The organism is Sphingomonas psychrotolerans (assembly GCF_002796605.1).
In the GTDB taxonomy this organism is placed as follows: domain Bacteria; phylum Pseudomonadota; class Alphaproteobacteria; order Sphingomonadales; family Sphingomonadaceae; genus Sphingomonas; species Sphingomonas psychrotolerans.
Genome location: NZ_CP024923.1, coordinates 1,580,400 through 1,594,910 on the forward strand (window position 1 = coordinate 1,580,400; position 14,511 = coordinate 1,594,910).

General features: G+C 65.6%; 23 protein-coding genes and 1 other RNA gene. 14 read left to right on the forward strand and 10 right to left on the reverse strand.

Features of this window, described 5'->3' with window-relative positions:
• Positions 1-26: 26 nt before the first annotated feature.
• The 4 genes from mtaB to CVN68_RS07095 all read left to right on the forward strand — a co-directional run bounded on the left by mtaB (position 27) and on the right by CVN68_RS07095 (position 3,438).
• Positions 27-1,220: a tRNA (N(6)-L-threonylcarbamoyladenosine(37)-C(2))-methylthiotransferase MtaB gene (gene mtaB / locus CVN68_RS07080; protein WP_407695535.1), complete on the forward strand. Its 1,194-nt coding sequence runs from the start codon at positions 27-29 to the stop codon at positions 1,218-1,220.
• Positions 1,217-2,155, forward strand: a complete 939-nt coding sequence (gene ftsY, locus CVN68_RS07085) for a signal recognition particle-docking protein FtsY (RefSeq protein ID WP_100281568.1) — start codon at positions 1,217-1,219, stop codon at positions 2,153-2,155. The genes mtaB and ftsY overlap by 4 nt, the downstream gene beginning before the upstream one ends.
• On the forward strand, positions 2,148-2,765 hold the full coding sequence (gene ispZ, locus CVN68_RS07090; protein ID WP_100281569.1) for a septation protein IspZ: 618 nt from the start codon (positions 2,148-2,150) through the stop codon (positions 2,763-2,765). Before ftsY ends, ispZ begins: the two co-directional genes overlap by 8 nt.
• A 79-nt stretch (positions 2,766-2,844) precedes the next feature.
• Positions 2,845-3,438, forward strand: coding sequence for a hypothetical protein (locus CVN68_RS07095; RefSeq protein ID WP_100281570.1), 594 nt, complete (start codon positions 2,845-2,847; stop codon positions 3,436-3,438).
• 51 nt (positions 3,439-3,489) lie between these two features.
• Here the strand turns inward: CVN68_RS07095 and CVN68_RS07100 are convergent, their stop codons facing one another.
• On the reverse strand, positions 3,490-4,110 hold the full coding sequence (locus tag CVN68_RS07100; RefSeq protein ID WP_100281571.1) for a superoxide dismutase: 621 nt from the start codon (positions 4,108-4,110) through the stop codon (positions 3,490-3,492).
• Positions 4,111-4,295: 185 nt separating this feature from the next.
• Between CVN68_RS07100 and CVN68_RS07105 the strand changes: the two genes are divergently transcribed.
• Complete coding sequence (locus tag CVN68_RS07105) at positions 4,296-4,859, forward strand: urate hydroxylase PuuD (RefSeq protein WP_100281572.1); 564 nt, start codon at positions 4,296-4,298, stop codon at positions 4,857-4,859.
• Positions 4,860-4,945: 86 nt separating this feature from the next.
• On the opposite strand, the gene pspF is transcribed toward CVN68_RS07105, so the two are convergent.
• Positions 4,946-5,980, reverse strand: a complete 1,035-nt coding sequence (gene pspF / locus CVN68_RS07110; RefSeq protein WP_100281573.1) for a phage shock protein operon transcriptional activator — start codon at positions 5,978-5,980, stop codon at positions 4,946-4,948.
• Between the two features lie 390 nt (positions 5,981-6,370).
• Between pspF and pspA the strand changes: the two genes are divergently transcribed.
• From pspA to CVN68_RS07150, 9 genes are read left to right on the forward strand one after another with little or no spacing between them, the layout of a single operon-like run.
• Entirely contained in the window at positions 6,371-7,039 is a 669-nt protein-coding gene (gene pspA, locus CVN68_RS07115; RefSeq protein WP_100281574.1) for a phage shock protein PspA, read from the forward strand.
• 3 nt (positions 7,040-7,042) lie between these two features.
• Positions 7,043-7,315, forward strand: a complete 273-nt coding sequence (gene pspB, locus CVN68_RS07120; RefSeq protein ID WP_100281575.1) for an envelope stress response membrane protein PspB — start codon at positions 7,043-7,045, stop codon at positions 7,313-7,315.
• A 1-nt stretch (position 7,316) separates the two neighbouring features.
• The gene (pspC, locus tag CVN68_RS07125; protein ID WP_100281576.1) at positions 7,317-7,691 is read left to right on the forward strand and encodes an envelope stress response membrane protein PspC; all 375 of its coding nucleotides are present in this window, start codon (positions 7,317-7,319) and stop codon (positions 7,689-7,691) included.
• 36 nt (positions 7,692-7,727) lie between these two features.
• Positions 7,728-8,015 (forward strand): hypothetical protein, encoded by a 288-nt coding sequence (locus tag CVN68_RS07130; protein ID WP_407695548.1) that lies wholly within the window; start codon positions 7,728-7,730, stop codon positions 8,013-8,015.
• 31 nt (positions 8,016-8,046) lie between these two features.
• A complete protein-coding gene (locus CVN68_RS07135; RefSeq protein WP_233503698.1) occupies positions 8,047-8,358 on the forward strand; it encodes a hypothetical protein in 312 nt (103 codons plus the stop codon).
• Between the two features lie 10 nt (positions 8,359-8,368).
• Positions 8,369-8,635, forward strand: a complete 267-nt coding sequence (locus tag CVN68_RS07140) for a hypothetical protein (protein ID WP_199560230.1) — start codon at positions 8,369-8,371, stop codon at positions 8,633-8,635.
• A 42-nt stretch (positions 8,636-8,677) separates the two neighbouring features.
• The gene (locus CVN68_RS24170; protein ID WP_267893750.1) at positions 8,678-8,803 is read left to right on the forward strand and encodes a hypothetical protein; all 126 of its coding nucleotides are present in this window, start codon (positions 8,678-8,680) and stop codon (positions 8,801-8,803) included.
• 33 nt (positions 8,804-8,836) lie between these two features.
• Positions 8,837-9,088: a hypothetical protein gene (locus CVN68_RS07145; protein WP_100281579.1), complete on the forward strand. Its 252-nt coding sequence runs from the start codon at positions 8,837-8,839 to the stop codon at positions 9,086-9,088.
• A 24-nt stretch (positions 9,089-9,112) separates the two neighbouring features.
• Positions 9,113-9,520 (forward strand): SufE family protein, encoded by a 408-nt coding sequence (locus CVN68_RS07150; protein ID WP_100281580.1) that lies wholly within the window; start codon positions 9,113-9,115, stop codon positions 9,518-9,520.
• 26 nt (positions 9,521-9,546) lie between these two features.
• On the opposite strand, the gene CVN68_RS07155 is transcribed toward CVN68_RS07150, so the two are convergent.
• From CVN68_RS07155 to CVN68_RS07190, 8 genes are all read right to left on the reverse strand, one after another.
• Positions 9,547-9,900: an NADH-quinone oxidoreductase subunit NuoE family protein gene (locus tag CVN68_RS07155; protein WP_100284270.1), complete on the reverse strand. Its 354-nt coding sequence runs from the start codon at positions 9,898-9,900 to the stop codon at positions 9,547-9,549.
• Entirely contained in the window at positions 9,897-10,433 is a 537-nt protein-coding gene (locus CVN68_RS07160) for a J domain-containing protein (RefSeq protein WP_100281581.1), read from the reverse strand. The genes CVN68_RS07155 and CVN68_RS07160 overlap by 4 nt, the downstream gene beginning before the upstream one ends.
• 85 nt (positions 10,434-10,518) lie before the next feature.
• An RNA gene (rnpB, locus tag CVN68_RS07165) (RNase P RNA component class A) lies at positions 10,519-10,901 on the reverse strand.
• A 38-nt stretch (positions 10,902-10,939) separates the two neighbouring features.
• Positions 10,940-11,269 carry a hypothetical protein gene (locus tag CVN68_RS07170; RefSeq protein WP_158298776.1) on the reverse strand — a complete coding sequence of 110 codons (330 nt, stop codon included), beginning with the start codon at positions 11,267-11,269 and terminating at the stop codon, positions 10,940-10,942.
• A 100-nt stretch (positions 11,270-11,369) separates the two neighbouring features.
• A complete protein-coding gene (locus tag CVN68_RS07175) occupies positions 11,370-12,071 on the reverse strand; it encodes an N-acetylmuramoyl-L-alanine amidase (RefSeq protein ID WP_100281583.1) in 702 nt (233 codons plus the stop codon).
• A gap of 46 nt (positions 12,072-12,117) precedes the next feature.
• Positions 12,118-12,981 (reverse strand): CheR family methyltransferase, encoded by an 864-nt coding sequence (locus CVN68_RS07180; protein WP_233503619.1) that lies wholly within the window; start codon positions 12,979-12,981, stop codon positions 12,118-12,120.
• Positions 12,981-13,991, reverse strand: a complete 1,011-nt coding sequence (locus tag CVN68_RS07185; protein ID WP_100281585.1) for a chemotaxis protein CheB — start codon at positions 13,989-13,991, stop codon at positions 12,981-12,983. Before CVN68_RS07185 ends, CVN68_RS07180 begins: the two co-directional genes overlap by 1 nt.
• A gap of 76 nt (positions 13,992-14,067) precedes the next feature.
• Positions 14,068-14,433, reverse strand: a complete 366-nt coding sequence (locus CVN68_RS07190; protein ID WP_100284271.1) for a response regulator — start codon at positions 14,431-14,433, stop codon at positions 14,068-14,070.
• Positions 14,434-14,511: the final 78 nt, after the last annotated feature.

Here is a 14,511-nt window from a genome sequence, read left to right on the forward strand (position 1 = left end):
CGACCTCCTCTCCCCGGATCATAAACATGGGTTGCCGCCTCAACCTTGCCGAGGGTGAGTCGATCCGTGCGCTGCTGGCGGGGCGCGACACGATCGTGGTGAACAGCTGCGCCGTCACCAACGAGGCAGTCAAGCAGACCCGTCAGGCGATCCGCCGCGCCCGCCGCGAGCAGCCCGGGGCCGAGCTGGTCGTCACCGGCTGCGCGGCGCAGATCGACCCCGCCAGCTTCGCGGCGATGCCCGAAGTCGACCGCGTCATCGGCAATGCCGAGAAGCTCAGAGCGCAAGCCTGGGAAACCAGCGAGGCGATCCTCGTCCAGGACATCATGGCGGTGCGCGAGACCGCGCCGCATCTCGCCGCGAGCTTCTCGACGCACGCCCGCGCCTTTGTCGAGGTCCAGAATGGCTGCGATCATCGCTGCACCTTCTGCGCGATACCCTATGGTCGCGGCAACAGCCGCTCGGTTCCCGCCGGCGCAGTGATCGACCGCATCACCGCACTCGCCGAAAGCCACGCCGAGATCGTGCTCACCGGAGTCGATCTGACCAGCTACGGCCCCGACCTTCCCGGCGCCCCCAGCCTCGGCCAATTGGTCGAGCGCATCCTCGTTCACGTGCCCCGGCTCCGCCGCCTGCGGCTCTCCTCGCTCGACGGCGTCGAGATCGACGACCGCCTGTTCGCATTGCTCACACGGGAGCCCCGCCTCCAGCCGCACGTCCATCTCTCGCTCCAGGCCGGCGACGACATGGTGCTCAAGCGGATGAAGCGCCGCCATAGCCGCGCCGATAGCGTCGCCCTCGTCGAGCGCCTCAAGGCCGCCCGCCCCGGCATCGCGATCGGCACCGATCTGATCGCCGGCTTCCCCACCGAGACCGAAGCGATGTTCGCCAACACCCTCGCGTTGCTCGACGATTGCGACGTGGTCCATCCCCACATCTTCCCCTACAGCCCCCGCGCCGGCACCCCCGCCGCGCGGATGCCGCAAGTCGCGCCCGAAGTCGTCAAGGCCCGCGCCGCCCGCCTGCGCGACGCGGCTGGCGCGCGTCGTTCGCGCTGGCTGCAAAGCCTGATAGGCAGCGAGCAGCAAGTGCTGGTAGAGCGCCCCGGCGACCGCGGCCATGCCGGCAATTTCGCCGAGGTGCGGCTCGCCCCCGCCCAAGTTGGAGACATCGTGACCGTGACCATCAAGACCGTCGAGGACGGGAAGCTGATCGCATGAGCACCAATCCCGCATGGCATGAGAAGCTGCTCGGCGGCTTCAAAAAGACCTCCGACCGACTGCTCGGCAACCTCGCCGGCCTTTCCGGCGCGCGGCTCGACGACACCACGCTCGACGATATCGAGGAGGCGCTGATCGCCTCGGACCTTGGTCCCGGCACCGCCGCCAAGGTCCGCGCCCGCCTCGCCGAAGGGCAATATGAGCGCAACATGGAGGAACTCGGCATCCGCCTCGTCGTCGCCGAGGAGATCGAGAGAGCGCTCGCGCCGGTCGCGAAGCATCTCGAGATCGAGGCGTTTCCGCGCCCGCAGGTGATCCTCGTCATCGGGGTGAACGGCAGCGGCAAGACCACGACGATCGCCAAGCTCGCCAATTTGCTCGTCGAGCAGGATTACGGCGTGATGCTCGCCGCGGGCGACACCTTCCGCGCCGCCGCGATCGGCCAGCTCAAGACCTGGGCCGAACGGATCGGCGTGCCGATCGTCACTGGCCCCGAAGGCGGCGACGCCGCCGGGATCGTCTACGAAGCCGTCAAGCAGGCTACCGCCACCGGCATCGACGTCCTGATCGTCGACACCGCCGGCCGGCTCCAGAACAAGCGCGAGTTGATGGACGAGCTCGCCAAGATCCGCCGCGTGCTCGGCCGGCTAAATCCCGCGGCCCCGCACGATGTGGTACTCGTCCTCGACGCCACTACCGGCCAGAACGCGCTCAACCAGATCGAAGTGTTCAAGGAAGTCGCCGGCGTCACCGGCCTCGTCATGACCAAGCTCGACGGCACCGCGCGCGGCGGCGTCCTCGTCGCCGCGGCCGAGAAATACGGTCTCCCCATCCACGCGATCGGCGTAGGCGAGAAGGTCGACGACCTGCGCCCGTTCGACGCCAACGAAGTCGCCCGCATCATCGCCGGCGTGGAAGCACTCACCAATGGCTGAAACCCGCACTCCCCTCTCGCCGGGCCTGCGCATGCTGATCGATTTCGGTCCGCTGGCGGTGTTCTTCGTCGTCAACAGCTACGCGCCCGGGCTGCAGATCCAGCGCATCGTCGCCGCCACCGCTGCGTTCATGATCGCCATGGTCGCCGCGATGCTGCTGTCATGGTGGAAGGCGAAGCACATTTCACCGATGCTGTGGATCACCGCAGCATTGGTGCTGCCCTTCGGCGGGCTGACCATCTACTTCCACGATCAGACCTTCATCCAGATCAAGCCGACGATCGTCTACACGATGTTCGCAGTGATCCTCGGCTACGGTCTGATCGCGAAGAAGCCTCTGCTCCAGTTGCTGCTGGAAACCGCCTATCCCGGGCTTTCGGCCAAGGGCTGGCGGCTGCTGACGATCAACTGGACCGGCTTCTTCCTCGCGATGGCAGTGCTCAACGAAGTCATGCGCAACGTGCTCAGCTGGGATCAATGGGTCACCTTCAAGACGTGGACGGTGATCCCGCTCACGCTGGTCTTCGCGATGCTCAACATCCCGATGCTGCTCAAGCACGGCCTCCAACTCGACAAACCCGAAGACACGCCGCTGCCGCCGGAGGGCTGAACGCAAGTCCCGCATTGGCTCGCGCGCCGATCAGGCATAGCTTCGTCGTGTCGAATCGCCGCGCAAAGGGGCAGCGGGCATGGAAAACATTGATGTTCCAAAGATCATCGAAGCCGCGGCGACGAGCAATCTCGGCGTGCTTTCGCTGCTTGTTCTCGTGCTCGCCTTTCTGGCCTGGCGATTTTTCCAGAAATCCGGCGACAAGGTTAAGCTGGTCGCTTTCGGCCTGATGTTCCTCGGCGCGTTCGGCTTCGGCGCGTCGGTGATGATGGCGGGTCCCACGGGGGCCGCCGCCGAGGCGGTTGCGAAGCCAAATGCCAGCCCGGCCCCGGACCCGACGCCGCCGGTACCCGAGGCGAATCTGGCTCCCGCCGCGACTTCGCCGAGCCCGCAGGGCATTGGCGACATTTCAGGCGCGTGGCGCGATTCCGATGGCTATCGATACGCCGTCCAGCAAAACGCCGCCGCCTTCAGCTACATATCGACGCTCGACGGCCAGCGCACGAGCTCGGGCGAAGGAACGATCACCGGCAATCGGCTCAACTATAAATATCGCAACGAAGCGACGGCCGATTCAGGGACCTGCACGGGCCGCCTCGCTGCGGACGCCAAAGCGATCGATGGCAAATGCGGTAATGGCATGGCCGAATGGGGCTTCCACCTCGAACGCTGACCCGGCGGGGGACCCGCCCCCTTCCGCCGAACGGAAGGGAGCGGGAAGCGATCAGCCCTGATCGGCCCGCGAGACGCCGGCGCCATCGAGATTCTGCGCGACGAATTCCCAGTTGATCAGGTTCGCCGAAACCGCGTCGAGATAGGCCGGACGCGCATTGCGGTAATCGACGTAATAAGCGTGCTCCCACACGTCAATCGTCAGCAGCGGCTGCATGCCGTCATAGACCACCGGCGTGTCGGCATCGTGCAGCGAAGTCACCTTGAGGTTGCCGCCGTCGAGCACCAGCCAGCCCCAGCCGCTGGCGAAATGGTTGGTCGATTCGGTCACCAGCTGCTTCACCAGCGCCTCGGCCGAGCCGAAGCCCTCGTTGATCAGATCGGCGAGCTTGCCGGTCGGCGCCTGCTTTTCGGGGCTAAGGCACTGCCAGAAGAAGCTGTGGTTCCACACCTGCGCGGAGTTGTTGAACAGGCCCTTGTCGCCGGTTTCCTTGGCCTTCGCGATGACTTCGGACAGCTTCAGGCCCTCTAGGCCCTTCTCGACCACGAAGCCGTTGGTCTTGTCGACATAGGCCTTGTGGTGCTTGCCGTGGTGGAATTCGAGCGTCTCCGCCGACATGTGCGGAGCGAGCGCACCCTTGTCATAGGGCAGCGCGGGAAGTTCGAAAGCCATGGGGATACTCCGTGTTCGGTTCACCCGCCCAACGATCCGCGGCGGGAAGCGGTCCTCCCCTAGCTCCGAAAAACGGCTCGTGTCCCGCAAATTTCGTTGCGTGTGACAAACGAAAATTCCGATCTTAAGCTGCGACCTGCACGCGCCGGGGGCAATCGGCGCCGCAAATGGAGGGGAGCAATCGCATGGACAAGTTTTTCGGCAATCTGCACGCGGTGCTGGGAGTCAGCCTCGTGCTGGCGATCGGGCTGATGTTCGCGCCGTATTTCGCGCCGCCGCTGGGCCTGTGGAACGGCGTATTCCAGTGGCTCCACGTCTTCTTCGGCATCACGTGGATCGGGCTGCTTTACTATTTCAACTTCGTCCAGATCCCGACCATGCCCAATATCCCCGCCGAACTGAAGCCGGGCGTGTCGAAGTTCATCGCGCCGAAAGCTCTGTTCTTCTTCCGCTGGGCGGCATTGCTCACCGTAGTCACCGGCCTGATCCTCGCCTGGCTCTACAACGAGCTCGAGGATGCATTGCTGCTGCGCGAGAGCGCACGGCTGATCGGCATCGGCATGTGGCTCGCATTGTTCATGGCGGCCAATGTCTGGTTCGTCATCTGGCCCAACCAGAAGAAAGCACTCGGTCTGGTCGAGGCCGATGACGCCACCAAGGCGAAAGCGGGCAAGACTGCGATGATCGCCTCCCGCCTCAACGTATTGCTCTCGCTGCCGATGCTGCTGGCGATGACCAACTATCATTGAGTTCCCGTGCTCCTGCGAAAGCAGGAGCCCAGAGCCAGGCGGCGAGTTCGATACCCTGGACTCTTGCTTCCGCAGGAGCCCGGGGTTCAGCCCCCCGCCCCCAGCAGCTCGTGCCGCTTCAAGGCATGGCGAAGCTGGTCATAGGTCAATCCCAGCGCCTCGGCAGTCGAGCGCTGGTTGTAGCGATGCTCGGCCAACGCCCGCGACAGCACTTGCCGCTCGAACGCGTTCACCCGCGATTTGAAGTCGGTGCCGCCGTCGAACGCCGCCGCCGGCTCGGCTTCTACCGCCGACGCGGGGGCTGGCACGGCCGGCGTCGCCGCCTGCGGCGAGTTGGCGGTCCGCGGCCGAAACGGCGACTTGAACGGATCGATCTCGATCGAATCCACCGGCCCTTCGCGCTCCCAGCGATACACTGCGCGCTCGACGACGTTGCGCAGTTCGCGGACATTGCCCGGCCAGTCATAGGTCATCAGCGCGTCGAGCGCATTCGGCCCCCAGCCCGGCCAGTCGGCCAGCCCAATCTCGGATGCCATCCGCCGCCCGAAAAAGTCCGCCAGCACTTCGATGTCGCCGCGCCGCGCGCGGAGCGGCGGCAAGGTCACTACTTCGAACGACAGCCGGTCGAGCAAGTCGGCGCGGAACGTCCCCTTGTCGACCTTGTCGGGCAGATGCTCGTTGGTCGCCGCGACGATGCGAACGTCGACATGGAGCGGCCGCGACGAGCCGATCCGCGTCAATTCGCCATATTCTACCGCGCGCAGCAGCCGCTCCTGCGCCGCCATCGACAGCGTACCGAGCTCGTCGAGGAACAAGGTGCCGCGATGCGCCTCTTCGAACCGCCCCACGCGCGCCTTGGTGGCGCCAGTGAACGCGCCCGCCTCGTGCCCGAACAATTCGGCCTCGATCAGCGTCTCGGGAAGCGCCGCGCAATTCATGATCACCAGCGGCTGGTCCCAGCGCGGCGAGAGGCGGTGGAGGCGCTCGGCGACGAGTTCCTTGCCCGTGCCCCGCTCGCCGATCACCAGCACCGGGCGGTCGAGCGCGGCAGCGCGGCTGGCGCGTTCGAGCGCGTCGAGAAAAGCTCCGGATTGGCCGATAACCTGGGTTGCGCGCTCCATGCCGAACCTTTGGCGAATTTTCCCAACTCTTGGCAAGCCTTATCTGGTCACTGAATGTCAGATGAACAGTGAAAATGGCTGATCTCTGCGGTTTTCGCCATTTGGCACGCCTCCTGCAAAGCTGTCGGCAAGCCCGCCAACGGGCGCACCAAACAACAGGTTCAGGGAACGAGATCATGACCTACGAAGCAAAGAATGTCCGCAACGCCTTCTTCGCCGTCACCGTCGCCTTCTTCGCCAGCGCCATCCTGATGGCCGGCGCGGTTGGCCCGGCGATCGCCTGAAGCAAACAAGGTCGCTCCGCTCACCTGCCCCGGTGAGCGGAAACCCGCCGGGAGAGGCACCCCCTAGTCTCTCCCGGCGGACCCCGAAAAACGAAGGAGTGTCAGCATGGGTATCTTCTCGCGAACCCGCGATATCATCGCCGCCAACGTCACCGACCTGCTCGACAAGGCCGAGGACCCGGCCAAGATGATCCGCATGATCATCCTCGAGATGGAAGAGACCTTGGTCGAGGTTCGCGCCTCCGCCGCGCGCACCATTGCCGATCAGAAGGAAATGCGCCGCCACATCGCCAAGCTCGAGAAGCTCCAGGAGAGCTGGACCGAGAAGGCCGAACTGGCGCTGTCCAAGGGTCGCGAGGATCTCGCCAAGGCCGCGCTCGTCGAAAAGCAGAAGGCCGCCGATATGTGCGAGCAGCTCTCGACCGAGATCGGCGTGCTCGACGAAGCCCTCAAGGCTTCGGAAGAGGACATCACCAAGCTCCAGAACAAGCTGCGCGAGGCGCGGGTCCGTCAGAACTCGATCGTCGCCCGGCTGGAGAGCGCGAACAACCGCACCCGCCTGCGCGAGATGACCAACGGCTCGAAGATGCACGATGCGTTTTCGCGCTTCGATGTCCTTGAACGCCGGGTCGACTTCGCCGAGGGCCGCGCCGAGGCGGCGGGTCTGGGCAGCGTCCCCAAGAGCCTCGAGGAAGAGATCGCCGAGCTGCGCTCGTCCGAGAAGGTCGATGCCGAGCTCGAGGCACTGAAGGCCCGCCTGAACAAGGGAGCGTAAGCGATGGAAGAAGTCCTGCTCCCCATCGTCATCGTCGGGATGCTGTTTATCGGTCTCCCCTGGGTGATCATGCACTACATCACTCGGTGGAAGACGGCGGCGACGATCACCGGCGAGGACGAGAAGCTCCTCGACGAGCTCTACTTCACCGCGCGCCAGCTCGAGGAACGCCTGCTCACCGTCGAACGCATCATCGCCGCCGACAACCCCGATTTCCGCCCGGTCTCGGCATCGCGCCAGGAACCGAGCCCCTTCGATATCTCGAGGAGGAACTGAGATGTCCGTCCGCACCAAATTCTATCTCGACAAGCAGAATGCCAAGGTTCTCGGGGTCTGCTCGGGCCTCGCCGACTACACTGGCATCGAGACGATCTGGCTCCGCCTGGGCATGGTCTTCTTGGCCTTCGCGACCAGCGGCACCTCGATCCTCTTTTACTTTCTGATCGCCTGGCTCGCGCCCAACAAGCCGGCCGGCCTCTATCAGGGTCCCGAGGAAGAGAAGTTCTGGCAGGGCGTCCGCTCGAACCCGAGCCGCTCGACCGCGCAGGTCCGCTCGACCTTCCGCGACATCGACCGCCGGCTGGCCGACATCGAGATGTACTATACGAGCCGCAACACCCGGCTCGCCGACGAGATCGACAGCCTGCGCTGAGCGCGGCCGTCAAAAGGGAGCAAGACAATGAAGGAACTGAGTTGGCTGGTACCGGTGCTGATCGTTGCGGCGGTCATGGCATCCAAGGCCTTCCAGACCTGGGTTCGCGCCAAGCACGGATACCCGATGGAGGAAAGCCGCCGGCACCGCCGCGGCCAGCCAGCAGGCGATCTCGACGCTGACCGCAAGATCGCTCTGCTCTCCACCGAGAATGAGCGCCTGACCGGCCAGGTCAGCCGGCTCGAGGAACGGATCGCCGTCCTCGAACGGATCGCCACTGACCCCGCGGAGCGCGTCGCTCGCGAAATCGACTCCCTGCGCTGAGAAGGAACCGCAAATGGACCAGGCACTACTCATGCAGAACCTTCCCGGCCTGATCGGCGGCGCCATGCTGCTCGGCGCCTTCGGGATCGTCGGGTGGATCTTCACCACATGGCTCAGGATCAAGAACGGCTACCCGCTCGAAAACAGCTGGGGCAAGGCGATCTACCCGCAGAAGAACGACGAGATGGTCGAACGCATCCGGCTGATCAGCCAGGAGAATGCCCAGCTCCGCGCCGAGCTCGGCTCGGTCAAGGACCGCCTGGCCAATGTCGAGCGCATCGTCACCGATAGCGCCCACAGCCTCGACCGCGAGATCGAGCAGCTACGCACCAAGAGCAACTGAGGAGGCTTTGATGATCAACCCCCTGCTTATCCCGATCCTGGGTATTTCGTGCGGCCTGCTCGCCATTCTCGGCGGGGTGTTCATCAAGCCCTGGTTCAAGCTCAAGGAGCGCCAGATGGAGATCGAGGCGCACATGGTCGCCGAAAAGGCCGCCCAATATGCCGCCCAGACCGAGCGGCTCGAGCAAAGGGTCCGGGTTCTGGAACGGATCGTCACCGACCGCGGCATCGAGCTCGCGGATGAAATCGAACAGCTGCGCGACGCGCCGCTCAATTAAGCCCCGCTGCGCGACGCGCGGCTACATCCAAGGACCAGTAAAATGATCATCGTCGTGTTCGCAGTGCTGACCGCACTGTGCGGGGGAGCTATGGCCCTCGCCGAAGCCCGGGACCGCCCCGTCCGCCGCGCGGAAAAGCTGGCCCGCCAGCAGCAACAGGGCGCCTGAGGCGCCGCAAACTCCAGATCAGGGAGGCAAGCAATGACCGTCGACCCCAATCTCTACATCACCCTCTCGGTCTCTGGCCTCGCCGGCGTAGCGATGGTGACCGCAGCGGGCCTCTCGGGCTGGCGCGGCTGGCTGGCGCTCAAGCGCCAGGAACTCGCCGAGTACCGTGGGGCCGGGGCGCAGGCCGAACTGGCCATGCCCTCCGCCGCCTCGCGCATCGAGATCGCAGACCTCAAGGAACGCATCCGCAAGCTCGAAGCGATCGCCGCCGGGGTGGACCTCTAGGGTCCACCCGGCTAGCGGGTCGGCATGCCCAGCCTCGCCGACCTCCAGGACGAATATGAATTCCTCGACGCCGACGATCGCTACCGCCTGCTGATCGATCTGGGCCGGTCGCTCGAGCCGATGCCCGAGCCGCTCAAGACCGACGCAACTCTCGTCCGCGGCTGCTCGGCCGCAGTCTGGGTCTATCCCACAAGCCGCGACGACGGCACGCTCCACTTCCTCGCGGACTCGAATGCGGCGATCACCAAGGGCATCATCGCCCTGGTATTGTTGGCCGTGCAGGACCGCAGCCCGGCCGAGATCCTCGCCACCGACGTCGAAGCCGCGCTCGCCCCGTTCGACCTGCGCAATCAGCTCAGCTCGAACCGCACGCAGGGCATCCCCAACATGATCGCGCTGATCCGTGAGACGGCCGGCCGGTACGCGACATAATCGTCATCCCGGCGAAAGCCGGGATCTCAGGCGGAGGCGCAATTCGGCACGAGATCCCGGCATTCGTCGGGATGACGATCGGGAAGAAGCCCCAGCTCCCCCGCCACCACATCCAGATCGGCCCCCTCGGGCACCAGCAACCATTCACGCGACGCCGAGCCATTGACCACCGTCACCGCGCCGCGTGGGCAAACCCCGAGGCACTTGACCTCGACGATCCCCGCCGCGCCCTTGCGGCCCTTTTTCAGCCCGAGATGCTTCCGCAGGGCCTTGGCGAGCGGCGTCTTGCCCCTGGGCCCGAAGCCGCCTTCCAGCTTCTTCGAACATTTCGCGCAGACCAGAACGGCATTGGACCAGCTGGAGCGAACGCTCGCCTTCAATCGGGCTTCCACGTCCGCCGCTCTTCGGCGGTCTTGAGCACGTCATACGCCGCCTGGATCGCCTGGAAGCGCTTGGCAGCGTCTGCGTCGCCGGGCTTCACATCGGGATGATTCGACTTGGCGAGCCGGCGCCACGCCATCCGCACCGCCTCGAAATCCGAATCCACCTCGAGATCGAGCAATTCGAGCGCGCGGATCTCGTCGCGCGAGCGGGTGCCGTCCCCCGGCCCGGCCCAGCTATTGTGTTTCGATTCCGAAAAGTCGCCCGCATCGCGCCGTTCGTCGGATTCGCGCTGCGCGGCTTCCTCCGCGGTCAGGCCTTCGAAGTAATTCCAGTTGCGATTATATTCGCCCGCATGCGTCTCGCAGAAATACCAGCGCTCGGGGCTGTTGGGCGATTTGGGCGCGGGTCGGTCGCCGGGCGCCTCGCAGCCGTGACGATCGCACAACCGTACCTTCACGGCCTCGCGCTCGGCGCCATAAGCGCGCCAGCGCGGGAAGCCCCAATCGGAAGATCGTGTCGCGCGTGCCATGTGGGGCAGATAGGATGGCCGAGCCGCAAAGGCTACCCGTCAAAGCCGCAGTGCTCCCGCGAAAGCAGGAGCACTGCGCTCAAAATTTGCCAGAGGGTCTATAAGCCGGGTTCTGTCCTCGCGCCGAAACGCGATGTGCGACCATTCCTCTAGGCGACGGATTGCTCCGCCGCTCAAGCAACCAACCCGGGCGACGGGCCGGAACCAGGCCCATATGCCGCCCCTATTCGGTCTTGCTCCCGGTGGGGTTTGCCGTGCCGCTTCCGTTGCCGGTCGCGCGGTGCGCTCTTGCCGCACCCTTTCACCCTTGCCCTTAGTCTCGAAAGACCAGTGGGCGGTCTGCTCTCTGTGGCACTTTCCCTAAACCAGCAAGCTGGCCCGCCGGGCGTTACCCGGCACCGTGGTTCCGTGGAGCCCGGACTTTCCTCGGCGATGCTTGCGCATCGACGCGGCCGCCCGACCCTCTGGCCCAACCGCTCTAGCGCCCTGCGGTCGCCGCGCAAGGCTTATGCCGCGTCTGGCTCCTCGGCCGGAGCCTCGGGCTCCTCCGCCACGGCCTCGGCCGCCTTCACCGCCGTGCCCCAGGCCTGCACTGCGATCAGTGTCTGCGTCGAAAGCGGCCCGCGCCCGATCGTGATGCGGTGATAGTCCGAGCCGACCTGGATCACCCCGTCCGCGCCATTCACCCTTGCAGTACGATCGAGCAACGCCGTCGCCTCAGCGACGGTCGGCGCATTGACCGACGGCACTTCGTGATCGTTCTCGTCGACCTTCACCACGCCGCTGAGCCGCACCTGCACCGGGCCCATCCGGGCCATTCCGCTACCATTGAGCATTGAATCTGTCTCCGATCTTGCACCGTAGCGACCTGGTCGCTGCCGCGGAATTGCCGGAAAGAGTGAATCCGCCGCACACCTTCTTTTTCGTGCAGCTAACTCAATCGTCCCCCTGCGGCTTGGGCAGCAGCAGCGCCAGCAGGATGCAGCGGCATTCCATGTCGATCTCGCCATCGACCAATTCGGGCCGGAAGCGCCGCTGGAACGCGGTCACTGCGGCCTCGCGGTCGGTCACATCATAGCCGAAGCGCTCGAGCGCGAGCATGAACCCGGCATCGGGCCAGCCGGGATCGACGAGGCCCTTCGTCGGCCGCGGCAGCGCGAGCCGCAGCCGGGCCAGCGCATGCCAGTTGAACAATTCACCCGGATCCTGCTTGCGCGTCGGTGCCACGTCCGAATGGCCGACGACGTTGCCGCGCGTGATGCCGTGGCGCTCCTTGATCTCGGCAACCAGCGGGATCAGCGACCCCATCTGCGCCGCGGTGAAGGGCCGATAGCCGAATTCGTGCCCCGGATTGACGATCTCGATCCCGATCGACGCCGAATTGACGTCGGTCACCCCCCGCCAATGCGAACGTCCGGCGTGCCACGCGCGATGGCGCTCGTCGACCAGCCGCAGGATACTGCCATCCTCGTCGACCAGATAATGCGCCGATACCTTGGCTTCGGGATCGCGCAGCCGGTCGATCGCCGCCTGCGCGCTCTCCATGCCGGTATAATGCAGCACGATCATCGAAATGGGCAGCTCGCGCGCGTCGAAATTGGGCGACGGTGCGTCGGTGATCTGGAGGCCAGTGGTCATCGCGGGCGACCGTACGAGCGCAAGCGCACCCCCGGCAAGAGCCCGATCAGCCGAAAGCCGCGCGCTTGGCCGGTATCGGTTCGACGGCGCGATAAGCGCCGCGAAACTGATCGCACGGGCGGAACCGGTCGGTCAGCCCGATCACTGTCTCGCCGGCACCCAGCACCAGCAGCCCGCCGGGCCGGATCCCGGCGGCGAGGATCGCGAACACATCGCGACGCACGTCCTGCGAGAAATAGAGCATCACGTTGCGGCACAGCACGACGTCGAACTTGCCCGGCGGCGGCGCGTCGGCAGTGAGGTTGTGCTGGCGGAACTGAATCCGGCGCAGCAGCTCGGGTTTGGCGGCCCAATCGCCGCCATTGCCGTCGAACCACGTCATCATCCGTCGGACCGGAAGCCCGCGCTGGATCTCGAACTGCGAAAAATGGCCGGCACGGGCGCGAGTCAGCGCGGCCGGGGAAACGTCGGTCGCGACGATCTCGGGCGCGCTCGCGCCTTCGCCCATGCCGCGCTCATCGAACAGCATCGCGAGGCTCAGCGGTTCCTGCCCGGTCGAGCAGCCCGAAGACCAGATGCGGACTTTGCGTCCACCCATCTCGGCCTGCATCGCCTTGGTGGCGTCCGCAATCATGTCGAGCACTGCCGCATCGCGGAAGAAGCTCGTCTCCTGGTTCAACAGCGCATCCACGACCTGATCCCCCAACTCCCCTGTCCGCGTCGCGACGAGCTGGGCAACCAGCTGATCGAGCGACGCGAGTCCCTTTTCGCGCAGCAGCGGCTTGAGCGCCGTCTCGATGCGCCACGCCCGATTCGCGGCGATCTGCTGCCCGGTGCGCTGTTCGAGCAGCGCCGATATGATGTTCATCGCGCTCGACGAAGCCGCCGGTGTCGTTCCCGGAAAGTGCATCATGCCCTCCCCTGCCACGCGACCAGCCGGCCGATCTCGTCGGGCGGCAGGATCGCGCTGGCATGGCCGGCATTGGCCACCGCGCCGGGCATCCCCCAGATCGTCGAGCTCTCGCGATCCTGCACGAGAATGCGCCCGCCCGCTTCGACCAGGTGCCGCGCGCCTTCGGCGCCGTCGCGGCCCATCCCGCTGAGCACCACGCCGAGCGCGCGCTTGCCGAACACTTCGGCGATCGATTCGAACATCGGGTCGACCGAGGGCATGCAGCCGCTCAGCGACTTCTCGTCGCTCAACCGGATCGACCAGCCCTCGGACATCTTCACTACGCGCATGTGCGCGTCGCCGGGTGCGACGATGATCCGGCCCGGCCGCACGCGCATGCGCTCGCTCGCCACTTCGCACGGCCGCCCGCCAAGCACCGCCAGCTGCGCGGCGAAATAGCCCATGAACGAGATCGGCAGATGCTGGGTGACGAGAATCGGGATCTGGAAACTGGCGGGGATCGCACGCAGGAGCTGGCTCAGCGCATGGATGCCGCCGGTCGAGGCACCAATCGCGACCAGATCGAAATCATGCGGAGCGGCCACCGGGCCGGCGCGCGGCGCGGCGTGCGGCAAAGGCTCGGCATGCCCGTCCATCAACTTCGACAGCCGATCCTCGAGCACTTCGGCGAAACGGCCCCCAAAAGTCCCGATTCCGGGTTTGACCAGGGTGTCGGCGGCGCCGAGCGCGAGCGCCTGCACCGTCACTGCGGCGCCTTCGTCCGCGGAAGAGGAAACGATCAGAACCTTGGCGCCCTTGCCGGCGGCTATGACGTCGGGGAGCGCGGTCAGACCGTCGATCCCGGGCATGTCGATGTCGAGCAGGACGATGTCGACATGATGGGTCTGGAGATAGTCGAGTGCCGCGCGCACGTCGCTCAGCGCCGCCACCACGCGGAAGCGCCTCGTGCCGTCCACCATCCGTCCGAGCACCGACCGCGCGACGACCGAATCGTCGACGATCAGCACCCGTGCCGCGGGCGCGGCGCCACGCGAATCCGGCAGGATGGAACTCAGTGCAACGGACACGTCGGGCTCTCCGCGCTCAGGCGACGCCGACGATCTGCAGCTTGCTTTCCAGCGTCTCGCGATCGAACGGCTTCATGACATATTCGTCGGCCCCGGCCTCGATCGCGGCGCGGATATAGGCCATACCGTTCTCGGTGGTGCAGAACACCACCTTGGGGCGCTGGGCGAGCCCCGAATCCTTGAGCGCGCGCAGGAAGTCCATCCCGCTCATCACCGGCATGTTCCAGTCGAGCAGGATCACGTCGGGCGGCGTCGCCAGGCACGAATCGAGCGCCTCACGGCCGTCGCCGGCCTCGCGCACTTCAAAGTCGAGCGTCTCGAGGATGTGCCGCGCGACCTTGCGGATCACCTTGGAGTCGTCGACGACAAGACAAGTCTTCATGTTCCCCGTTCCCCGATAGCCAGGCGTCTGCTTCATCATAGTGCGGCAGAGATGTGAGGACCGCGTTAATCGGCCAAA